This is a genomic window from Streptomyces sp. AC512_CC834 (assembly GCF_019049325.1).
Classification (GTDB): Bacteria; Actinomycetota; Actinomycetes; order Streptomycetales; family Streptomycetaceae; genus Streptomyces.
Genome location: NZ_JAGMUO010000017.1, coordinates 114096 through 135720, shown reverse-complemented (window position 1 = coordinate 135720; position 21625 = coordinate 114096). Strand labels below are relative to the sequence as shown.

The window sequence follows — 21625 nt, the reverse complement described above, 5'->3', positions numbered from 1 at the left end:
ACGCGGGCCTACTCGGTGACCATCAAAGGATCATTCGGGAAGGTACGCCTCCGCGTCCCCGCCCGGGGCTGATCCACAGGTCTTGAGCATTGCTCCGCCGCCGGTGAGCAGCCGTCACATGCGTGCCGAGGGCTGGCCGTTCAACGCCGTGCTTTGATCGGTGTGCGGCACGCCGCCCGAATGCCGGGTATGCGTGCCTCACCGCTCCGCTTTCGCTCACACGAAGGGAATGACCTGCAATGAACCTCGTCCCCCAGGTCGAAACGGCTGAACTCTCCGACGCTGACCTGGACCAGGTGTCCGGCGGCCACGTCGGCCTCAACGCCGGCGCAGCCGTCATAGCGGCCGACGGTGCCGTCGGCGCCGGTCTCTACGTGGAGTCCGGCCCCTTCGCCGTCAGCGCGGGCTTCGGCGCCTCCGCAGGGCTCGGCAGCGCTGAGACGCACACCACCCGCGTCTGAGCCGCGCCCCAAGCGCACCCCCCGTGGTCCGGGGCTCATGATTGGACAGTGTGTCCCGGCGACACGCCGCCAAAGTGGCGCTTCTGCCGGGACAGACTGTCCAAACACCGACCGCTACGGGATTCGTCAACAGCATCTCACCGCGTTCGGGGCCCCACGAACCCCGTCCACGCCGCCCGAGTGACGGCGAGGCGGGGGCCGTCGGGGCGCTTGGAGTCGCGGACGTGGATGGTGGCGGGGGCTATCGCTACCTCTACACAGCCGCTGGGGTTGCTGGTATCGCTGTAGCTGCTCTTGAACCAGGCCAGGTCGGCGAGGTGTCCGGATGTGTCCTTGCGACTCATGTCTCCCCCAGCAGTTGTTCGATGAAGGCCACTGACTCCCCGCTGGGCAATGCCTCGGCCCGGATACTGCCATAGCGCAGTTCGAAAACTCGCAAACTGCCGAGGATCCGTGACGAGCCGACCGCCGAACAAGTCGTCGGGGCGGTCACGGCCGTCTCGGCGATGCTGGCGGTACTCGGCACGGTGGTGCCGGTGGCGTCCGCGCTGCGGCGCCGCACCGCCTGAGCGGTCGGCCCTCCCCACGGGACCCGCGGGGCCCACGGGAAGGTCAGGTGGTCGCCACCAGCATCTCCTCGCCGCTCGTCGTGCCGAGGCCGTCCGTACGGTCGGCGAAGTAACGCTCGTTGAGCATCGCGGCCGTCACGTGCCGGGCGTCCTTGAAGCCGGCGTCGCGGGCCATGGTCAGCATCTCGGGTGGGGTGAAGAAGCTGAGGAAGGGGGTGCTGGCCGCTCCGGCGCCCTTGCGCGCGGCCCGGAGTTGGGTCTGGCGCTCCGGTTCGAGGTGCTCCGGGGGCAGTTGGAAGGTCATGGCCAGTGTGGAGCCCGGGGCCAGCGAGGCGATCCCGCGCAGCGTGGCGGCGTTCGCCTCCTTGGTGAGGTACATGGCGACGCCGGTGGAAGCCACCACCGCCGGCCGGTCCGGGTCGAAGCCGGCGGCCGCGAGCCGGTCCCACCAGGACTCGCCCGCCTCGAAGTCGACCGGGACCAGGCTGAGCCGGTCCGGGACGCCGAGGCCCAGTTCGGTCAGGCGGCGGCGCTTGAAGGCCTGCGGGCCGGGCCGGTCGACCTCGAAGACGCGGAGGCGGGAGGCGATGTCCGGTCTGCGCTGGGCGAAGGTGTCCAGGCCGGCGCCCAGGACGACGTACTGGGCGACTCCCTGTGCGGCCCGCTCGACGACCAGGTCCTCGACGAAGCGGGCCCGGGCCACGATCGCGGCGCGGAACCAGCTCGTCGCGGCCGGGTCCATGTCCCCGCGGCGGCGCCAGTCGTCGCCGGGGTCGGCCAGCCGCAGGCCGATCTCGTCCTCGATCACGTGAGGCGGCGGGTCGACCTGGACGTGCAGGGCCCGCCACAGGGCCACCCGCACGGCCGTGTCGTCCGGTTCCGCCGTTCGTTCGTCGGGCATGGGGCCCCTTTCTTCAGGTCGGGTGATCAGTTCCGGGCCGGGGCCTGGAGGCTCCACAGGCGTCCGTCGGGGTCGCGGACGGTCATCTCCCTGGTCCCGAAGTGGGTGTCCTCGAACGGGGAGACCACCTCGACACCGGGGGCCGGGCTGAAGGCGTCCGCGTCGGACACCTTCAGTACGACCCGGACCTCGGGCTCCTTGTCCTCGGGGACCTCGGCGATGAAGAGGTAGGGGCCGTCGCCGTTGCGCAGTTGGCCGGAGGCGTGGTCCGTCGCGAACTCCAGCTCGTACCCGAGGCCCTGCCAGAACTTGGCCGCCTTGCCCCAGTTGTGGGTCTCCAGGAACACGGCCTCGATGCCTTCGGTCGTCATGTCAGCTCTCCTTGTCGGTCGGTTGCCCGGGTGGTTGCCCGGGCGGCTGCTCGGACTCCGTGCGGGAGCCGTCGAGATAGGCGCGCAGCGCGTCGGCCACCAGGGCCGACAGTGACAGCTCCGACTCGATGGCACGGTGTTTGACCTGCTTGATCAACCCGATCGGCAGGTACACGTTGAACTGCTTCACACTCTCGTCGTCGCCCACGGGATCGATGCTAGCAAACTAATGGCCTAGCCAGGAGGGAGTGCCGGTGCGAGGCGTTTGACCTCGCGCAGGGTGGGGGCCGTTTCGATGCTCTGGATGCCCGGCAGGGGGCCGATGTGCCGGTCGATGTAGTCGTAGAGGTCGGCGGGGGTGCGGAAGACCCCGGAGGCGACCAGGTTGGAGGTGCCGGTGATGGCGGCGGCGAAGGCGATCGCGGGGTGGGTGGCGAGGGTCTCGCCGACGGTGCGCAGGTGGGCGGGGGCCACGTTGAGCCAGAGCTGGGTGGCCATGCGGTAGCCGAGCAGCTCCGGGTCGAAGTCGACGGAGAGGCTCAGGGCGCCTTCGGTGCGGAGCCGGTCGAGGTGGCGCTGGACGCTGGAGGGTGAGCGCCCGGTGGCCCGCGCGAGTTCGGGCAGGGTGGCGCGGCCGTCCCGGGCCAGCTCGGCGAAGAGGACCCGGTCGGTGGCGTCCAGGGTCAGGGGGACGGCCTGAGCGCCGGAATCCACCGCGGGGGCGGCGGGGTGGAAGCGGGTGGCGTGCCAGGTGCTGGTGGTGCCGACGAAGATCCGCATCATGCAGTGCGCGCTGACCGACAGGACGTGCGGGGTGCGGGGGAGTTTCTGCAGGAGCAGGGCGTTGCGCTCGTCGGCGCTGCGGGTGTTCACGGCGCAGTACAGCTCGGTGCCGCCGGAGGCGAGGGTGACCCAGGTGGTGTCGGGGCGGCGGGCCAGGGCCTCGGCGATGGTGCCGGCCGCGTCGGGGGTGCAGCGCAGCCGCAGCAGCCAGCGGATCAGACCCAGGCGGTCGGGCACCGGCTGGCCGACGATGCGCAGACCGAGCGAACGCAGGCGCTGGTAGCGGCGGGCGACGGTGCGTTCGGAGACGTCCAGTCGGCGGGCGAGGCGGCTGAAGGGGGTGCGGCCGTCGAGCTGGAGTGCCTCGAGGAGTTGCGGGTCGAGTTGCGGGTCGAGTTGCGGGAGTTGGTCCAGGGCGCCGGAATCCACCGCCGTGCCTCGTTTCTGAGCCGGAAGTTTGCATGGCCGAGCCTATGGCTGGGTGCCCCGCGCGACGGCCAGCACAGTGGGCGGGTCCTTGTCGTCCCGCCTCATCTCTCCGGGAGCCTGTGTCATGCGTATCTGGGGGCCGTTGGCCGCCGTCTGTCTGGGCACGTTCATGCTGCTCGTCGATGTCACCATCGTGCTGGTCGCGTTGCCGTCCATGTCGGAGTCCCTGGGCTCCTCGCTCTCGCAACTGCAGTGGGTCGCCGACGGCTACGCCCTCGCGGTGGCCGCCGCCCTGCTCGGGGTGGGCATGCTCGCCGACCTGCACGGGCGGCGGCGCGTCTACGTGGCGGGACTGGTCGTGTTCGCGCTCGCCTCGGTGGTCTGCGCACTCTCCCCGGACATGGGGTGGCTAATCGCGGCCCGTCTGGTGCAGGGCGTGGGGGCCGCGGCGATGTTCACCACCACTCTCTCCCTGATCAGCACCCTCTACTCGGGGCGGCGGCTCGGGCTCGCCTTCGGGATCTGGGCGGCGGTCGCCTCCAGCGCCTCCGCGCTCGGTCCGATCCTGGGCGGGCTGCTCACCCAGGCCCTGGACTGGCGGTGGATCTTCTACGTCAACGTTCCGGTCACCGTCCTCGCCCTGGCCATGACCTTCCGCCACATCCCCCGTTCCATCCCCGCCCGGGACTCCGCACGCCGTCCTGACCTGCCCGGCATGGTGCTCTTCGCGCTCGGCGCGGGCGGGTTCGTCTACGCGCTGACCGCATCCCACACCCACGGCTGGGGCTCGGCGGGCACGCTGGTGCCGCTGGCCGTGGCGGGGGCGGCGTTCGCGGGCTTCGTCGCGGTGCAGCGGCGCAGTACGCATCCGCTGCTGGATCTGTCGCTGTTCCGGCACCGGGCGTTCACCGCCGCGATGATCACGATCGCCGTCGGTGAGGGAGCGGTGTACGGGATCCTGCCCTACACCTCGATCTGGCTGCAGTCGGTCCAGCACCTCTCCCCCGTCGGCGCCGGCCTGGTGGTCCTGCCCCATGCGCTGGCCGCGGCCGCGGTGGCGGTGCTGAGCGGACGGTTCGTGCCCCGGCCCTCGCCTCGCGTGGGTGCCACGCTCGGTCTGTTCCTGGCCGGGCTCGGCGTCGGGATCGAGGGCTTCCTGGGCCCCGACTCCGGCTGGCCCGTCCTGGTCGGCGGCCTGGCCCTGAGCGGCGTCGGCATGGGGCTGGTCTTCCAGGTCGCCGCGGCCCTCGCCCTGGGTTCCGTCCCGGCCGAGCGGGCCGGCATGGCCTCCGGCACGTACAGCACCTTCGAGCAGCTCGGATACGCCTTCGGCGTCGCCGTCTTCGGCACCCTGGCCGTCTCCAGCATGGCCCACTCCCTGAACGGGCGGGTCGCCGATCCGGACGGCACCGCGCGGGTGTTGTCCGGCGGCGGAGCCGACGCGCTGCTCGATGCCGCCCCGGCCGGGCAGCGGGAGGCCCTCCAGGACTCCCTGCACGCCGTGTTCGCCACCGGCCACAACACCCTCGCGCTGAGCGCGGGCGCCCTCGCGACGGCCTGCGCCGCCCTCGTGTTCTGGCTCACCCGCCGCTCGAAGAGCCCGGCGGCGGACGGTGCCACGGAGGAACCCACCGCGGCCGTCCCGGCGTCGAGTTAGCCGGGCGCGCCGCATACGGGCAGAGGTGCCGGGGGCGTCACCACGCCCCCGGCACCGTCACGACCGCACCGTCGGTACGGTCACCGCCGCACCCCCAGCACCGTCACCGCCGCACCCCCGACACCGTCACCGCCGCACCGTCGGCACCAGCACCGCCGCACCCCCGACACCGTCACCGCCGTACCGACTCCACCGCCTCCGGCACGTGCCCCGCGACCACGCGTTCGCGACCCGTGGCCGGAGCGGCGGCGACCCGGCGCCGGTCCACCGCGTACGCCGTGCCCGCGACCGCCAGGCCGAGGACCGCCAGGCCCGCGCCCGCCGCCGCCGGGGAGGTGGTGCCGAAGCCCGCCGCGAGGGCGAGGCCGCCGATCCAGGCGCCGCCGGCGTTGGCCAGGTTGAAGGCGGCCTGGTTGGCGGAGGAGGCCAGGGAGGGGGCCGCGGCGGCCTTCTCCATGACCATGAGCTGGAGGGGCGAGCCGGTGACGAAGGCCGCCATGCCGAGGAGGGCCACCGACACGGCCGCCGTGACCGGCGTACGCATCAGGAGGGGGAAGAGGGCGAGGACCACGACCAGGGACGCGAGCCCGCCGAAGAGGGTGCCGCGCAGGGAGTGGTCGGCCAGGCGTCCGCCGAGCAGGTTGCCCGCGGTGGCGCCGACGCCGAAGAGGGCAAGGAGCAGGGTCACGCTCGTCTCGGCGAAGCCGGCGGCGTCCGTGAGCATCGGCGTGATGTAGCTGTACGCGGCGAAGAGCGCGCCGAAGCCGGCGACCGTCGTGCCGAGCGCCAGCCAGACGGGCAGGGAGCGCAGGGCGGCCAGTTCGCCGCGCAGGCCCGTGGTGGGGGCGGGGGCGTTCTCGCGCGGGATCAGGGCGGCCAGGGCCGCTATCGCCGCCGCGCCGATCGCGCTCACGCCGAGGAAGGTGGCCCGCCAGCCGAACTGCTGGCCCATGGCGGTGGCCGCGGGGACGCCCACGATGTTGGCGACGGTGAGGCCCAGGAACATCAGGGAGACGGAGCGGGCCCTGCGTTCCGGGGCGACCATGCCGGTGGCGACGACCGCGCCTACGCCGAAGAAGGCGCCGTGCGGCAGGCCGCTGACGAAGCGGGCGGCCAGCAGGGAGATCTCGCCGGGCGCGAGGGCCGACAGGGCGTTGCCGAGCACGAAGAGCGCCATGAGGGCGATGAGGACGGCCCGGCGTGACATCCGCGTGGTCGCCGCCGCAAGCAGCGGGGCGCCGATGACGACGCCGAGCGCGTAGGCGGAGACGAGATGACCCGCGGTGGGGATGGAGATGCCCAGGTCGTCCGCGACGTCGGGCAGCAGGCCCATCATCACGAACTCGGTGGTCCCGAGGCCGAAGGCACCTACGGCAAGGGCGAGCAGGGCCAGGGGCATGAGGGGTCTCGCCTTTCGAGAGCGGGGTTCCGTACGGGTGAGGGAGTACGCGAGGGCGACTTTATGTTCCCGTACGGAACAAAGACTCTCAGGGCAAGTATTCCGCGGACGAATTCTAGGAAGCCGTTGTGTCGACCTTCACACGCGCGGCGATCGGAAGGTGGTCGCTGCCGGTCGCCGGGAGGGTCCAGCTCGTCATGGGTTCGACGCCGGTGACCAGGATCTGGTCGATGCGGGCCATCGGGAAGGACGCCGGCCAACTGAAGCCGAAGCCGCTGCCCACGGCACCCTGCGGGGAGCGTAGCTGGGAGGTGATCGCGGTGAGCGAGCGGTCGTTCATGGTGCCGTTGAGGTCGCCGAGCAGGATCTTGCGGGGCAGCTTCTCGTCGCCGATGGCCGCGCCGAGGGCGTTGGCGCTCTTGTCCCGCTGCCGGGCGGTGAAACCGGCCTCCAGCTTCACCCGTACGGAGGGCAGGTGGGCGACGTACACGGCGATCGGCCCGGACGGGGTGGCGACGGTGGCGCGCATCGCGCGCTTCCAGCCCAGCTCGATGTCGACGGCCTTCACCCCGCTGATCGGGTACTTGCTCCACAGCCCGACGGTGCCGACGACCGCGTGGTGCGGGTACTTCGCCTCCAGCGCCTTCTCGTACGTCGGTACGGCGGACGCCTTCAGTTCCTCCAGGGCCAGCACGTCCGCGCCGGCGGCGGCCACCGCGCGGGCGGTGCCCGCCGGGTCGGCGTTGTCGGCGTTGACGTTGTGCGTGGCCACCGTGAGGTCGCCGCCGGGGGCGGCCTTGGCGAAGAACAGGCCGCCGAAGAGGTTCAGCCACACGCTCACCGGCAGGATCAGCGCGATCAGCGCCGTCGCCGACTTGCGGACGAGGGCGATCAGCAGCAGGACCGGGATCAGCAGGCCGAGCCACGGCAGGAAGGTCTCCGTGAGGCTGCCGAGGTTGCCGATGGCGTTCGGGACGTGCGAGTGGGCCGCCATGGTGACGGCCAAAATCAGCGCGACCGCGGCGGTGACCAGGCCCCGGGTCCAGATCCGCCGGTCACCGCGCCAGCCGTTGACCACCCGGTCGAACAGGCGCCGAATCCGGGTCTCGCGACGCTCGGGATCCGAGCCGCCGTTGTCCGTCTCCGTCATGTACGCCTGCTGCGCCATACCGTTGCCTCACTGCCTGCCGTGCCCACCGTCGCCCCCTGTGACTCAGCACCATAGGGGATGATCGCTGCCGATCCCGCCGTCCCTCGACGGCCGTACGGGCACCAGGACGTACGAGTCACCGTGCGGAGTTCCCCACACCGTCGGCACTGGCCACTCTGTGACAGAACGATCACATTTCACCCCATGGGTCGTACAACGACACGTGACGAGGGTCCCCTAGCCGTCGGGCGGCCGAAGGTGCCACCATGGAAGGGATCCGGGGACGCCGTGAGGGCGCCTCGAGATGACATGAAGGAGCCGTTGCCATGACGCAGCTTTCGGCTGCCCAGACGCCGCAGCGCACCCCCTCCGACGGGAGCAGGGCGCTGTACGGGGGCAAGAGCAACCGTCGTATCACCGTCCGGGACATCGCCGCCGCCAAGGAGCGCGGCGAGAAGTGGCCCATGCTCACCGCGTACGACGCGATGACCGCGTCCGTCTTCGACGAGGCCGGCATCCCGGTCATGCTCGTCGGCGACTCCGCGGGCAACTGCCACCTCGGCTACGAGACCACCGTGCCCGTCACCCTGGACGAGATGACGATGCTCTCGGCCGCCGTCGTACGGGGCACCGCCCGCGCCCTGATCGTGGGCGACCTGCCTTTCGGTTCCTACCAGGAGGGCCCGGTGCAGGCGCTGCGCTCGGCGACCCGGCTGGTGAAGGAGGCGGGGGTCGGGGCGGTCAAGCTGGAGGGCGGTGAGCGGTCGCACGAGCAGATCCGGCTGCTCGTCGAGTCCGGCATCCCGGTGATGGCGCACATCGGCCTCACCCCGCAGTCCGTCAACGCCATGGGTTACCGGGTGCAGGGCCGGGGCGAGGAGGCGGCCCAGCAGTTGCTGCGCGACGCCAAGGCGGTGCAGGACGCGGGCGCCTTCGCGGTCGTCCTGGAGCTGGTGCCGGCCGAGTTGGCCGCCGAGGTGACGCGGACGCTGCACATCCCGACGGTCGGGATCGGGGCGGGTCCGGACACGGACGCGCAGGTGCTGGTGTGGACCGACATGCTCGGGCTGACCGGCGGCCGGATGCCGAAGTTCGTCAAGCAGTACGCCGACCTGCGCAAGGTCATGGGCGACGCGGCGAAGGCGTACGCCGAGGACGTCGTCGGCGGAACGTTCCCGCAGGAGGAGCACGCCGTCCACTGAGCCATCGCGGTACGACCCCCGGCCCCGCCGATCATCCCCCGTCGGCGGGGCCGGCGGCTCCCCGCACCCGCCGCCCGTCATTGCTCCGCCCGTCATTCCTCGGCCGTCATTCCTCGGCCCGTCATTGCTCCGCGTCGCGGACCAGGAGTGCGATCTGGACCCGGTTCTCGACCGCCAGCTTGGCGAACAGGCTGCCCGTGTGCGCCTTGACGGTCGCGACGCCGATGTGCAGCCGCCGGGCGATCTCCGGGTTGCCCAGGCCGTCCGCGATGGCCCGCGCGGTGTCGAGTTCCCGTTCGGTCAGCGCGGCCAGCCGGCCGCGCGCGGCTTCGCGCGACGACGTGCGGGCGTGGGAGGACTGCGGGCCGGTGGCCGCGGCGATCACCCGTGCGGTGGCCGCCGGGGAGAGCACGGGGTTGCCGTCGGCGACGGCACGCACCGCTTCCAGCAGCCGCGGGGGCTGGGTGTCCTTCAGGACGAACCCGAGCGCTCCGGTGCGCAGGGCGCCGAGCACGAGATCGTCGGAGTCGAACGTGGTCAGGATCAGCACCCGCGGCGGCGCCGGCCGGGCGAGGAGTTCCCGGGTCGCGCTGAGACCGTCGCGGCCGGGCATCCGTACGTCCATCAGCACGACGTCCGGCCGGTGCTCCGCCACCACGGTGAGCGCGGTGTCCCCGTCGGCCGCCTCGGCGACGACGGTCAGGTCCGGTTCGCCGTCGATGACGAGCCGCAATGCCATGCGCACCAGTTGTTCGTCGTCGACGACGACGACACGCACCGGCTTGCGCTCGCTGTCCACTCAGGTTCTCTTTTCGTGGGTGGGGTTCGGCCAGGGCAGTTGTGCGGTGAGGACGTATCCGTGGTCGGGTGCGGGGTGGTGGCTGAGGCTGCCGCCGGCCAGGTCGACCCGTTCGGTGAGGCCGAGCAGGCCGAATCCCGACGCCGGTGGGTGTGCGGTCGTCGCGGCCGTCGCGGCCGTCGCGGTGGCCGGGGAATTGCGGACGCCGACACCGAGTTCGCCGCCCGTCTCTCCCTCCAGGGTGATGTGGACGCGGGCGCCGGGGGCGTGTTTGGCGGCGTTGGTCAGTCCTTCCTGGACGACCCGGTAGCAGGTCCGTCCGGCGACGTCGGGCGGGGTGCCCGTCACGGTCGTGGTGAGCGTGACGTCCAGCCCGGAGGTGCGGGCGTCGGCCACCAGGTCGGGGATGCGCTCGATGGAGGGCTGGGGCGGTTCCGGCACACCCGGGTCGGCCCGGAGCACACCGAGGACGTCCCGCAGTTCCTCCAACGCCTGGTGGGAGCCCTCGGCGATGCCGCGGACCAGCACGCGGCTCTCCTCGGCCCCGAGGTCGCCGCGGTGATCCAGCACTCCGGCCTGCATGGCGACCAGGGAGATCCGGTGCGCGAGCACGTCGTGCATCTCGCGGGCGATCCGGTTGCGTTCCAGGGCCCGCGCCTGCGCGGCTCGCGCGGTCTGTTCCCGTTCCGCGCTCTCCGCCCGCTCCCGCAGGGACCGCACTTCGACCCGCCGCGCGCCGACGGCCGTGCCCACGGCCACCGCGATGCCCGCGGTCAGTGCCGGGAACGACAGCCGGATCCACCACGAGTCGGGCGGGCTGGCGACCGAGTAGAACGCGACGGCGAACTGCGACGCGGCCACGTAGGCCACCACGACGACACCGGTCTCCACCGGGCGCCGACGGGTGGCGACCGACCCCAGGGCCACGAGCGCGGCGCCGGTGGCGAGCGTCGACGCGGCCGAGGCGATCGTGACCGCCGTGGCGACGGCGAGCGGGAGTCTCCGCCGCCACAGCAGCGCCGTCAGGCAGCCGAGGGCCACCAGCGGATCCCCGACGAGGAACCAGGAGCCCGGTCCGGCCGGGTGCTCCCGCGCGAGCAGCACACCGGTGGCGAGCCAGGCCACTGAGCCCACGGCCGCGGCCGCCGTCAGCCGCCAGGTCTGCTGCCACCACCCGAGTCGTGGGGCGAGGTCGATGTTCACCCGGCCATTGTCGCGAAACCGTGCGCCCGACGGGTCAGACCACAGGCCGATACGCCTTCGACCCAAGTCGAATCACCACCTCGCCCTGGGTCGGGGACGGCTCGGTCCGCCGGGCTGACGTCACGGCCGCACCGCGCCGACAGACTCGTTCGGGTGCCGGGACATCCGGGCCGGCGGAGGGAGTGGCAGGCATGTTCGAGGACACACGGCGTCGCAGGGCCCTGAAGCGGGTCACGCCCGGCGACGGACGAGCGCTGAAGCGGTTCCGCTGGTGGCAGATGACCTTCCGCGCCCTGTTCTACCTCCGGCTGCCGGACGACGGCGACGGACGGCAGGCGGTGTACGCCGTCGACGTCAGGCACGGCAAGACCGATTCGTCCGGCCACGTCACGGCGCACCTGTATCTGGACGACCGACAACACGCCCGGTCCAGGCTCCCCGCCGTCTTCCCCGTCCCGGGCGGCGCCGTCGAAGTGCGGAAGAGCGCGTTCGGACTCAAGCGCTGCCACTACGTCACGGCGGACGGCGCCGAGTACCAACTCGTCCCGGACCGCGACTCCGCCGAGGGTCGCCGCGCGCACTTCGAGCGCAAGCACCCCGCGCTGAGCCGCGGGACCGGTTTCCTCTCTTCGAGCGTGCTCGTCGTCGCCCTGTTCGTCCTCGTCGCGCAGCTCGCCGAACAGCTCACCGCGTCGCCCGGCATCTCCCGGCACGTCGGGACGTTCACCTCGCCCGTCGACCTGCCGGCCTGGGGCAACACCGTGCTCGGGCTCATCACCGTGACGGCCAGCACGGAACGGGCCCTGCGGCTGCGCTACAGCCGGCTGCTCGACGGCGCGGCGGGCTGACCCCGCTGTGTCGCCGCCCAACAACTTACGGAGTACCGCATGCGAAAACTCTTCGTCGCCGTCCTCGCCACCGTCATGGTGGCGCTGCTCGCCGGGCAGGGGGCCTCGGCACAAACGGCGCCGAGCGCGTCGCCCGAGCAGGTGAGCTGGGGTGAATGCCCGGACGGCACCTCGCTGCCGGGACTGGAGTGCGGCACGCTCAAGGTGCCGCTGGACTACGCCGAGCCCGAGGGCGAGAAGATCGAGCTCGCGATCACGCGGATGGCCAGTCCCCACCCGCACAAGCGCCGCGGCGTGCTGCTGACGAACGCGGGCGGGCCGGGCGAACCGGGCCTGAACTACCCGTTGGTGCTGAAGTACTACGGCGTGCCGCAGAGCGTCCTTGACACCTACGACGTGATCGGTTTCGATCCGCGCGGGGTCGGCCACAGCACCCCGGTGACCTGCGGCCTGGAGGGTGAGGCGACGGCGACGTCGAACATCCCGGAGTACGCGCTGGACTCGGCCGACGTCGCCGAGCAGGCCGAGTACGCGGCCGGGGTCGCCCAGAAGTGCGGATCCGCGGCGACGGCGCCGCTGCTGCCGTACATCAGCACGGCGAACACCGCGCGGGACATGGACCGGATCCGCGCGGCGCTGGGCGAGCCGAAGATCTCCTACCTCGGCATCTCCTACGGCACCTATCTCGGTGCGGTCTACACCACGCTGTTCCCGCGCCGCAGCGACCGGATCGTCCTCGACAGTGCGATGGGCCCCAAGGGCAGTGGGCCGTCGGCCTCCCGCGGCTTCGGGGAGGGGGTCGAGGACAGGTTCCCGGACTTCGCGAAGTTCCTGTCCGAGCATCCGGAGTACGGCTTCGGGACCTCGGCGGAGAAGATCAGGGCGAAGTACTTCGAGATCGCCGCCCGGCTGGACGCGGAGCCGAGGCCGGACGGCTTCGACGGCAAGCGGTTCCGCAAGGTCACGTTCGAGAAGCTCTACCTGGACCAGTGGCTGCCCGAACTGGCCGAGATCTGGCGTGCCGTCGAGACCGGAGGGCCCCTCCCGCCGGCGTCCCCGTCGGCGCCGCCCAGGCAGCCGGCCGACAACGCCGTCGCCTCCCAGCTCGCGGTGCTCTGCAACGACCGCGACTGGCCGGAGTCGGTCGCCACGTACCAGCGCAACGTCGAGGTCGACCGGGCCCGCCACCCGATGTTCGGCGCGGCGGCGGCGAACATCTGGCCCTGCGCGTTCTGGCCGACGGAGCCGCTCGAGCCCCCGGTGAAGATCACCGACCGGGGGCCGTCGAACGTGCTGATCGTGCAGAACCTGCGCGACCCGTCGACGCCGCTGTCCGGCGCCCGTGCGCTGCGCGCGGCCTTCGGTGAGCGGGCCCGGATGATCACCGCGGACCAGGGCGGGCACCTCGCCTACCTCTTCCTGAAGAACCGGTGCCTCAACGACGCGACGACGCACTTCCTGGTCACCGGGGAGCGCCCACGCACCGACCTCGCCTGCCCGGCCGAACCACACTCCGGCTGAGCGACGCTCACGGCGCCCTGCCGGAGGGATGTCGGTGGGATGCCGGAGGAATGTCGGAGGGATGTCGGAGGTTTGTCGGTGGCCCCTGCCATGGTCTGGGACATGAAGCGAATCGACGACATCCCCCCGGCCGCGGACAGCGCGGTCACCGTGCGGGGGCTGGTCAAGCACTACGGCGAGACCAAGGCACTGGACGGCGTCGACCTGGATGTGCGCGAGGGCACCGTGATGGGCGTGCTCGGGCCGAACGGCGCCGGCAAGACCACCCTCGTCCGCATCCTGTCCACCCTCATCACACCCGACTCCGGTCAGGCGCACGTCGCCGGCTACGACGTCGTACGGCAGCCGCGGCAGCTCCGGCGGGTGATCGGGCTCACCGGTCAGTACGCGTCCGTGGACGAGAAGCTCCCGGGCTGGGAGAACCTCTACATGATCGGCCGGCTGCTCGACCTGCCCCGCCGGGCCGCGCGTGCCCGCGCAGACGAACTGCTGGAGCGGTTCTCGCTCACCGAGGCCGGCAAGCGGCCCACGTCCACCTACTCCGGTGGCATGCGGCGCCGTCTCGACCTGGCCGCCTCCATGATCGGGCAGCCGGCCGTGCTGTATCTGGACGAGCCCACCACCGGCCTTGACCCGCGCACCCGCAACGAGGTGTGGGACGAGGTCAAGCGCATGGTCGGCGACGGTGTCACCGTGCTGCTCACCACGCAGTACATGGAGGAGGCCGAGCAGCTCGCCTCCGAGCTGACCGTCGTGGACCGCGGCAAGGTCATCGCGAACGGCGGCATCGAGGCGCTGAAGTCCAAGGTCGGCGGCCGCACCCTGCGGGTCCGCCCGGCCGACCCGCTCCAACTGCGGCCGCTCGCCGCCTTCCTGGACGAGCTGGGCATCACCGGGCTCGCCAGCTCCACGGTGGACACGCAGCGCGACGCGGTGCTGGTGCCGATCCTCAGCGACGAGCAGCTCACCGCCGTGGTCGGCGCGGTCACCTCGCGCGGCATCACCATCGCCTCCATCACCACCGAACTGCCCAGCCTGGACGAGGTCTTCCTGTCGCTCACCGGCCACCGCGCCAGTGCCCCGCAGGACCCCGCGCCCGCCACCGACGACGCCCGCGAGGAGGTCGCCGTATGAGCGCCACCACCACCACCGCCACCGCTCCCTCCGCCGCCGCCGTGGCTCCCACACCCGACGCCCGGATCACGCCGCGCGCGCACATGCGGCACACCGGCGCCCTGGTCCGCCGCAACCTGCTGTGGATCCGGCAGGACCCGGAGTCGATGTTCGACGCGCTGCTGATGCCGGTCGTCTTCACCCTGCTGTTCGTGTACGTCTTCGGCGGGTCGATCGGCCAGGCCCTGGGCGGCGGGCAGGACGGCTATGTGCAGTACGTGATCCCCGGCATGATCGCGATGATGAGCATGACGCTGTCCCAGAGCGTCGGCACCGGGTTCAGCCAGGACTTCAACTCCGGTGTCATGGACCGCTTCCGGTCGCTGCCGATCGGGCGCGGCTCGGTGCTCTTCGCGAAGATCGCGGTCGAGATGGCGCGGATGCTGTTCGCCACCACGGTGCTGATGATCGTCGCCGTTCTGGTCGGCTTCGACATCAACCACTGGCCCGGGCTGTTCGCGGCGGTGGGTCTGTCCGCGGTGTTCGCCTCGTCGATCATGTGGGTGTTCCTCACCCTGGGTGTGGTCCTGAAGAACGCGCAGACCGTGCAGGCGATGGGCTTCATGGTGCTGTTCCCGCTGCAGTTCGGCTCCTCGATCTTCGCGCCGACGCAGTCGATGCCCGGCTGGCTGCAGACCTTCACCGACTACAACCCGCTGTCCACGCTCGCCGACTCGGCGCGCGGACTGATGGTGGGCGGACCGGTCGCGCACGACCTGTGGATCACGCTCGGCTGGTCGGTGGCGATCACGGCGGTGATGGCGCCGGTCGCCATCCACAAGTTCCGTACGAAGACCTGAAGTTCGTACGGTACGCAGTACGGAGTCCTGTGCCACGTACGCGTCAGACGAGGGCGGCGGCCTCCTCGGGAGCGAGGCGGCCGCCCTCGGCGTACGCGGCGTCGTACGCCTCGGCGCCGAGCACCTCGCGGACCCGGTCGGCGGCCCGCTGGAGCGCGTCCCGTTCCATGCCCGTCGACACGTGGCCCGGCGGCAGCAGCGCCGCGGCGACGCCGAGGCACCGGGCGCCGTCCGCGGCCCGGCGCCCGCCGTCCACCCGGGCCAGTGCCATCGCGGCGATGGTCAGGTACGCGGAGCGCATGTGCGGGGCGATGGCTCTGGACAGCGGGTCCTCGGACCGCTCGATCGACTTGCGGACCTTGGTCAGGCACTCCTCGTGCCGGCCCTCCAGCGTGGCGAGCCAGGCCTCCGAGGCGAGAATGAAGGCGTCGAAGACGACGAAGTGGGCGATGGAGAACTCGTCGCGCAGCAGCCGCAGTTGCTCGCTCGCCTCGACGGTGCGGCCGGTCATGCCGAGCCGGCCGGCGAGGAACAGCCGCGCGGCCGGCATCGCGCCGTTGTGGCCGGTCCCCGCCGTGCGCTCGATCACGTCGCGCAGCATGCGTTCGCCGTCGTCGGCGTCGCCCGCCTCCAGCAGCACGCTGCCGAGCCGGGCTTCGAGGACGTCCACCTGGGCGTGCGCGCCGATCCACGCGGCGTGCTCCGCCGCGGCCCGGTAGTCGGCGGCGGCAAGCCGGTAGTCGCCCCTGCGTTCATGGGCCTCGGCGCGCCCGGAGAGGGCCTCGGCCGTGCCCCAGGCGTCACCGAGGCGGCGGTAGATCTCCAGCGACTCGTCGGCGTCCCGGATCGCGTCGCCCGCCCATTCGGCGCGGTTGGCGAGCATGTTGGCGCGCATCTGCAGGGCGCCGGCCAGCTCCCACTCGTACCCCGGGGTCTGACGGCAGGTGCGCACGGTGGCGTTCATGATGTCGCGCAGCCGCTCCATGTCGCCGGTGAACATGACGGCGAAGAACCAGAGCAGGCCTGGGCTGGCGCAGGTCTGCGGCAGGCCGGGCTCGTAGGTCGCGGCGATGACCCGCAGCTTCTGCTGGGCCGCCGGTTTCTGCCAGGCGTCCAGTTCGGTGTCCATGCAGGCGAGGTGGGCCAGGTGCACGCCGCGCCGGGCCTCGGCGAGGACCTCGCCGGTCATGGGGGGCGGGGCGGCCGTGCACCGCTCCCACACGGGCTGGGCGTGGCGGACCGGTTCGACGAAGGGGTCCGGGCCGAGTGCCATGACCTCGGTGAACCAGCCGCGGGCCTCCACCCGCAGGTCGCGCATCTGCCAGTACCAGACCAGCGACAGCGCCAGGCACAGCGCCTCCTGCTCGTCGCCCTCGGAGACGGCGTGGCGCAGGGCGGTGCGCAGGTTCTCGTACTCCCGCTCCAGCCGCTCGATGGCGGCGAGCTGCTGGGAGCCGCGCAGCAACGGGTCGCTGGTGCGGGCGAGTTCGCGGTAGTGCGTCAGGTGCGCGCGCTCGGCGGCGGCACGGTCGCCGGATTCGCCGAGGCGCTCCCCGGCGTACTCGGCGACGGTCTCCAGGAGGCGGTAGCGCATGGCGTCGCCGCCGTTGCCGTCCGGCACGGGGGCGGCCACGACGAGGGACTTGTCGACGAGGGAGCCGACGGCGTCCAGGGCCGCGGGCCCGCACACGGCCTCGGCGGCGGCGAGGTCGCAGCCGCCGGCGAAGACGGACAGCCGCCCCAGCACGTCCCGTTCGTCGGCGTCGAGCAGGTCCCAGGACCAGTCGACGACCGCGCGCAGCGTCTGCTGGCGGGGCAGGACGGTGCGGCTGCCGGAGGTGAGCAGGCGGAAGCGGTCGTCGAGACGGTCGGCGATCTGGCGCGGGGTGAGCATGCGCAGCCGGGCGGCGGCCAGTTCGATGGCCAGCGGCAGGCCGTCGAGGCGGCGGCAGATCTCGGCGCAGGCGGCGGCGGTCTCCTCGTCGGCGTCGACGCGGAAGCCGGTGCGGGCGGCGGCGCCCCGGTCGGCGAGCAGCCGGAGCGCGGCGGGCTCGGGCAGCGGCTCCACCGGGCGCAGCGACTCCCCCGGCACGCCGAGGGGTTCGCGGCTGGTGGCGAGGACGGTCAGGTGGGGGCAGCGGGCGAGGAGTTCCTCGGTGAGGCGGGCGGCGGCGTCGACGACGTGTTCGCAGTTGTCGAGGACGATCAGCATGCGGCGCCGGCCGCAGTGCTCGACGAGCCGCTCGACGGCGGTGGCCTGCCCTTCGGAGGCGGTGACGGCCCGCATCTCCTCGGCGCCGGCGCGGTAGAGCACGGTCTCGCGGGCGCCGACGGCGGTCAGGACGGCCTCCGGTACGTCGGCGGGGTCGTCGACGGGCGCGAGTTCGGCCAGCCACACGCCGTCGCGTGCCGTGTCCCCGGCGCCCTCGGCGGCCTCCTGCGACAGCCGGGTCTTGCCGGCGCCGCCGGGCCCGAGCAGAGTGACGAGGCGCGCGCTCGCCAGGTCGGCGCGCAGGGTCTCCAGGTCGCTGTCCCGGCCGACGAACGAGGTGAGCCGGGCACGCAGATTGCCCCGGGGACGCGACGCCGGGACGGGGGTCGCCGGAGCAACGGGCGCCCCGACGGCCCCGGGTGCCGTACCGGAGGCCGGCGCGCCCTCCGGCCCCACGGCGGGCTCCCCGGGTGCCGTGGCGAGCCCGGAGGCCATGGCGGGCCCGGGTGCCGTGGCGGGCTCGGAGGCCCCGGCGGACCCTGGTGTCGCCGCTGAGGCCGGTCCCGCGGCAGGCCAGGAAGCCGTGGCGGGCTCAGACGCCGCCGCAGGCTCGGACGCCGCGGCAGGCCCGGAGGCCGCCGCTGAACCCGGGCCCGCGGCAGGCCCGTGCGCCGTGGCAGGCCCATATGCCGGGGGCGGCTCGGGCGCCATGGCAGGCCCAGATCCCGTAGCCGACCCGGAGGCCGCCGCTGAACCCGGTCCCGTGACAGGCCCGGACGCCGTCGCAGGCCCGGAGGTCGCTGCTGAGGCCGGTCCCGCGGCCGACCCGGAGGCCCCGGCAGACCCGGGTGTCGCCGCTGAGGCCGGGCCCGCGGCAGGCCAGGAAGCCGTGGCGGGCTCAGACGCCGCCGCATGCCCGGACGCCGCGGCTGAGCCCGGGCCCGTGGCGGGCCCGTGTGCCGGGGCAGGCCCATGTGCCGGGGGCGGCTCGGGCGCCATGGCTGGCCCGGATCCCGTGGCCGACCCGGAGGCCGCCGCTGAACCCGGACCCGCGGCAGGCCCGGACGCCGCGGCAGGCCCGTGCGCCGGGGCAGGCCCGCGTGCCGGGGCAGGCCCATATGCCGGGGGCGGCTCGGGCGCCATGGCAGGCCCAGATCCCGTGGCCGACCCGGAAGCCGCCGCTGAACCCGGACCCGTGACAGGCCCGGAGGCCGCCGCTGAAGCCGGACCCGTGGCAGGCCCGGGGCCCGCGGCAGGGTGGGGTGTTGGGGTGGGGGGCGGGGGTGATGGGCGGAGCAGTTCTCCGTGGAGTGATCGCAGTTCCGGGCCCGGGTCGGCGCCGAGGCGGTCCGCGAGCAGTAGTCGTACGGCCTCGTAGGCGGCCAGCGCCTCGGCGGTGCGGCCGGTGTCGCGCAGGGCGCGCAGCCGCAGGGCCTGGAGGGACTCGTCCAGGGGATGGCCGTCGCACAGGCCGGTCAGCTCGGGCAGGGAGTGCTCGGCCTGCCCGAGGTCCAGGGCGGCGCTGTGGCGGGCGCGCAGGACGTCCAGGTGCCGGGTCTGCCAGCGGGCCGCCTCGGCGGTGCGGTCGGGCAGGTCGGCGAGGGCGGGGCCGTGCCACAGGGTGAGGGCGTCGTCGAGCGCGACGGCCGCCTTGGCGGGGTCGCCGTCGGCGAGGGCGCGGGCGCCCTCACCGGCCAGCCGGTCGAAGCGGTGCAGGTCGACGTCGTCCGGGGCGGCGGTGAGCCGGTAGCCGCCGTCGGCCGAGGCGACCGCGCCGGCGCCGAGTGTCCGGCGCAGCCGCCCGACCAGTGCCTGGAGAGCGCCCGTCGCGTCGGCGGGTGGGTCGCCGCCCCACACCTCCTCCACCAGCAGCCCCGCGGGCACGGCGCGGCCGGCGCGGAGGGCGAGCACGGTCAGCAGGGCGCGCAGCCGCGCCCCGCCGAGCGGGACGGCCGTGCCGTCGGGACGGAATACCTGTGTGGTGCCGAGGATGCGATAGCGCACGGGTCCATTGTCCCCGCTGCCGTCAAAGCCGGTCACGGGGTTTTGCCGGAGCGGCGCGCCGGGAGCCCCGGGAGGGAGCCGTCAGCCGTCACCACGAGGCCGACGTCCGCCGTCGCCGTCGCCGTCCCGGGAACCGGTCACCGACCCCGAGACGTTTCCCCCGTGCGCCCGGTACGGTCGGGCAGTCCCGCAGGTGCCCGCGCGTGTCCGACAGCCAGGGAGTTCCATGACCACCGCCACCGCCCGCCCCAGTGACCGGCGGATCAGTCCCGTCTTCCTCGGGATCGTCGCCGTCGCCGCGGTCACGGGCTGGGCCACCTGGACCGGGTTCGCCGAGCAGCCGGGGCTTGCCGTGTTCCTGTTCGTGACGGCGGCGTGGGTCGTGTCGCTGTGTCTGCACGAGTACGCGCACGCCCGTACCGCGCTGCACAGCGGCGACATCTCGGTCGGCGCCAAGGGCTATCTCACGCTGAATCCGGTCAAATACACCCACGCCCTGCTGAGTATCGTGCTGCCGGTGCTGTTCGTGATCATGGGCGGGATCGGTCTGCCCGGCGGTGCCGTCTTCATCGAGCGCGGGCGGATCCGGGGCCGCTGGCGGCACAGCCTGATCTCGGCGGCGGGCCCGCTGACGAACGTCCTGTTCGCCGTGGTGTGCACCGCGCCGTTCTGGCTGGACGCGCTGGACGGCGTGCCGCGCGACTTCCGGCTCGCGCTGGCCTTCCTCGCGCTGCTCCAGGTCACGGCGGCGATCCTGAACTTCCTGCCGGTGCCGGGCCTGGACGGTTACGGGGTGATCGAGCCCTGGCTGTCGTACAACGTGCGGCGGCAGGTGGAGCCGCTCGCGCCGTTCGGGCTGCTGATCGTGTTCGCGCTGCTGTGGATCCCGGCGCTCAACGGCGTGTTCTTCGACGCGATCGACGCGATCCTGCGCGGGCTGGGGATCGGCGACGTCGAGACGTACTGCGGCTTCGAGCTGTACCGCTTCTGGCAGACCGACGAGCTGTGCACGATCGCCGGGTGACGCCGCTCAGCCCGTGACGGACGTGGCGCTGCGGGCGCCCCGGCCGCGCTTGACGTAGTACCAGCACATGTTGGACGACAGCCCCGACAGCAGCACCCACACGACGCCGATCAGCACGCTGCCCCGCACGAAGGAGACGACGGCGGCGGCCACGGCGAGTACGCAGACGGCCAGGGCATAGCGGGCGAGGCGGGGCATGGGAACGGCTCCTGTCGGGGGGACACTGGTACCCACAGTGTCCCCCATCGCCTCATACGTCCGTGACGCGGAGCCCGGCGTGTGCCTTGTAGCGGCGGTTGACGGAGATCAGGTTGGCGACCAGGGACTCGACCTGGTGGGCGTTGCGCAGCCGGCCGGAGAAGACGCCGCGCATGCCGGGGATGCGTCCGGCGAGGGCCTGCACGATCTCCACGTCGGCGCGTTCCTCGCCGAGCACCATCACGTCGGTGTCGATCTCGTCGGTCTCCGGGTCCTGGAGGAGGACCGCCGAGAGGTGGTGGAAGGCGGCGGCGACCCGGCTGTCCGGCAGCAGGGCGGCGGCCTGCTCGGCGGCGCTGCCCTCCTCGGGCTTGAGCGCGTAGGCGCCCTTCTTGTCGAAGCCGAGCGGGTTGACGCAGTCGACGACGAGCTTGCCGGCCAGTTCCTCGCGCAGGGATTCGAGGGTCTTGCCGTGGCCCTCCCAGGGCACGGCGACGATCACGACGTCGCTGCGGCGGGCGGTCCCGGCGTTGTCGGCGCCCTCGACGCCGTGGCCGATCTCCGAGGCCGCGGCCTCGGCGCGCTCGGCGGCGCGCGAGCCGACGATCACCTTCTGGCCGGCCTTGGCGAGGCGGTACGCGAGGCCCTTGCCCTGGGGGCCGGTGCCGCCGAGCACGCCGACGACCAGCCCGGACACGTCGGGCAGATCCCAGGGGTCTTTGGCCGGGGCCTTGGCCGCGTCCTTGGCCGGGTCCTTCTGTGCAGCGCTGTCGCTACTGTCGGTAGAGGTCATGGGCCGACCCTACGTCCGCTCCGGCAGCGGCAGGAGTACGGGTCTCACCCGCCGGGCGGGTGTCCCCGGTCGGGCGAATCGGCGGCGAACGCCGGACCGGGCGGGCCGGGTTGCGGCAGGATGCGGCC

Annotated in this window: 21 protein-coding genes; 8 read left to right on the top strand and 13 right to left on the bottom strand. The window is 72.9% G+C overall.

The features are described 5' to 3' along the window. The first annotated feature begins 239 nt into the window (after window positions 1–239). On the top strand, window positions 240–461 hold the full coding sequence (locus tag KUM40_RS07335; protein WP_217164059.1) for a hypothetical protein: 222 nt from the start codon (window positions 240–242) through the stop codon (window positions 459–461). A gap of 137 nt (window positions 462–598) precedes the next feature. Here KUM40_RS07335 and KUM40_RS07330 read toward each other — a convergent pair whose 3' ends face one another. Genes KUM40_RS07330 through KUM40_RS07305 form a run of 6 tightly spaced genes read right to left on the bottom strand, consistent with a single transcriptional unit; the run spans window position 599 to window position 3514 of the window. Further along, window positions 599–805, bottom strand: coding sequence for a DUF397 domain-containing protein (locus tag KUM40_RS07330; RefSeq protein WP_217164057.1), 207 nt, complete (start codon window positions 803–805; stop codon window positions 599–601). Continuing rightward, a complete protein-coding gene (locus tag KUM40_RS07325; protein ID WP_217164055.1) occupies window positions 802–1023 on the bottom strand; it encodes a hypothetical protein in 222 nt (73 codons plus the stop codon). The genes KUM40_RS07330 and KUM40_RS07325 overlap by 4 nt, the downstream gene beginning before the upstream one ends. 50 nt (window positions 1024–1073) lie before the next feature. Continuing rightward, window positions 1074–1931 carry a class I SAM-dependent methyltransferase gene (locus tag KUM40_RS07320; protein WP_217164053.1) on the bottom strand — a complete coding sequence of 286 codons (858 nt, stop codon included), beginning with the start codon at window positions 1929–1931 and terminating at the stop codon, window positions 1074–1076. Between the two features lie 26 nt (window positions 1932–1957). After that, window positions 1958–2302, bottom strand: a complete 345-nt coding sequence (locus KUM40_RS07315; protein WP_217164051.1) for a glyoxalase/bleomycin resistance/extradiol dioxygenase family protein — start codon at window positions 2300–2302, stop codon at window positions 1958–1960. A gap of 1 nt (window position 2303) precedes the next feature. Continuing rightward, entirely contained in the window at window positions 2304–2510 is a 207-nt protein-coding gene (locus tag KUM40_RS07310; RefSeq protein ID WP_217164049.1) for a CopG family transcriptional regulator, read from the bottom strand. 26 nt (window positions 2511–2536) lie between these two features. Then, window positions 2537–3514, bottom strand: a complete 978-nt coding sequence (locus tag KUM40_RS07305; protein WP_308401075.1) for an Lrp/AsnC family transcriptional regulator — start codon at window positions 3512–3514, stop codon at window positions 2537–2539. Between the two features lie 124 nt (window positions 3515–3638). Here KUM40_RS07305 and KUM40_RS07300 point away from each other — a divergent pair, with 124 nt between their 5' ends. Next, the gene (locus KUM40_RS07300) at window positions 3639–5171 is read left to right on the top strand and encodes an MFS transporter (RefSeq protein WP_217164047.1); all 1533 of its coding nucleotides are present in this window, start codon (window positions 3639–3641) and stop codon (window positions 5169–5171) included. 172 nt (window positions 5172–5343) lie between these two features. Here the strand turns inward: KUM40_RS07300 and KUM40_RS07295 are convergent, their stop codons facing one another. Further along, window positions 5344–6570 carry an MFS transporter gene (locus tag KUM40_RS07295; RefSeq protein WP_217164045.1) on the bottom strand — a complete coding sequence of 409 codons (1227 nt, stop codon included), beginning with the start codon at window positions 6568–6570 and terminating at the stop codon, window positions 5344–5346. Between the two features lie 115 nt (window positions 6571–6685). Further along, entirely contained in the window at window positions 6686–7738 is a 1053-nt protein-coding gene (locus tag KUM40_RS07290) for an endonuclease/exonuclease/phosphatase family protein (protein WP_217164043.1), read from the bottom strand. Between the two features lie 308 nt (window positions 7739–8046). On the opposite strand from KUM40_RS07290, the gene panB reads away from it, so the two are divergent. Further along, window positions 8047–8922, top strand: coding sequence for a 3-methyl-2-oxobutanoate hydroxymethyltransferase (panB, locus tag KUM40_RS07285; RefSeq protein WP_217164041.1), 876 nt, complete (start codon window positions 8047–8049; stop codon window positions 8920–8922). 121 nt (window positions 8923–9043) lie between these two features. Here the strand turns inward: panB and KUM40_RS07280 are convergent, their stop codons facing one another. Together KUM40_RS07280 and KUM40_RS07275 are read right to left on the bottom strand one after the other, a co-directional pair. Further along, window positions 9044–9721: a response regulator transcription factor gene (locus tag KUM40_RS07280; protein WP_217164039.1), complete on the bottom strand. Its 678-nt coding sequence runs from the start codon at window positions 9719–9721 to the stop codon at window positions 9044–9046. Continuing rightward, window positions 9722–10924: a histidine kinase gene (locus KUM40_RS07275; RefSeq protein ID WP_217164038.1), complete on the bottom strand. Its 1203-nt coding sequence runs from the start codon at window positions 10922–10924 to the stop codon at window positions 9722–9724. Between the two features lie 191 nt (window positions 10925–11115). Between KUM40_RS07275 and KUM40_RS07270 the strand changes: the two genes are divergently transcribed. From KUM40_RS07270 to KUM40_RS07255, 4 genes are all read left to right on the top strand, one after another. Continuing rightward, window positions 11116–11772, top strand: a complete 657-nt coding sequence (locus KUM40_RS07270; RefSeq protein ID WP_217164037.1) for a hypothetical protein — start codon at window positions 11116–11118, stop codon at window positions 11770–11772. A gap of 39 nt (window positions 11773–11811) precedes the next feature. After that, window positions 11812–13293 carry an alpha/beta hydrolase gene (locus KUM40_RS07265; RefSeq protein ID WP_254394687.1) on the top strand — a complete coding sequence of 494 codons (1482 nt, stop codon included), beginning with the start codon at window positions 11812–11814 and terminating at the stop codon, window positions 13291–13293. Between the two features lie 102 nt (window positions 13294–13395). Continuing rightward, window positions 13396–14427 (top strand): ATP-binding cassette domain-containing protein, encoded by a 1032-nt coding sequence (locus tag KUM40_RS07260; RefSeq protein WP_217164035.1) that lies wholly within the window; start codon window positions 13396–13398, stop codon window positions 14425–14427. Next, window positions 14424–15266: an ABC transporter permease gene (locus KUM40_RS07255; protein WP_217164033.1), complete on the top strand. Its 843-nt coding sequence runs from the start codon at window positions 14424–14426 to the stop codon at window positions 15264–15266. The genes KUM40_RS07260 and KUM40_RS07255 overlap by 4 nt, the downstream gene beginning before the upstream one ends. A gap of 43 nt (window positions 15267–15309) precedes the next feature. On the opposite strand, the gene KUM40_RS07250 is transcribed toward KUM40_RS07255, so the two are convergent. Then, window positions 15310–19482: a BTAD domain-containing putative transcriptional regulator gene (locus tag KUM40_RS07250; RefSeq protein ID WP_217164031.1), complete on the bottom strand. Its 4173-nt coding sequence runs from the start codon at window positions 19480–19482 to the stop codon at window positions 15310–15312. 226 nt (window positions 19483–19708) lie between these two features. Here KUM40_RS07250 and KUM40_RS07245 point away from each other — a divergent pair, with 226 nt between their 5' ends. Beyond that, window positions 19709–20506 carry a site-2 protease family protein gene (locus tag KUM40_RS07245; RefSeq protein WP_217164029.1) on the top strand — a complete coding sequence of 266 codons (798 nt, stop codon included), beginning with the start codon at window positions 19709–19711 and terminating at the stop codon, window positions 20504–20506. 6 nt (window positions 20507–20512) lie between these two features. Here KUM40_RS07245 and KUM40_RS07240 read toward each other — a convergent pair whose 3' ends face one another. Next, the gene (locus KUM40_RS07240; protein WP_217164027.1) at window positions 20513–20704 is read right to left on the bottom strand and encodes a hypothetical protein; all 192 of its coding nucleotides are present in this window, start codon (window positions 20702–20704) and stop codon (window positions 20513–20515) included. Window positions 20705–20756: 52 nt separating this feature from the next. After that, window positions 20757–21497 carry an NADPH-dependent F420 reductase gene (npdG, locus tag KUM40_RS07235; RefSeq protein ID WP_217164025.1) on the bottom strand — a complete coding sequence of 247 codons (741 nt, stop codon included), beginning with the start codon at window positions 21495–21497 and terminating at the stop codon, window positions 20757–20759. Window positions 21498–21625: the final 128 nt, after the last annotated feature.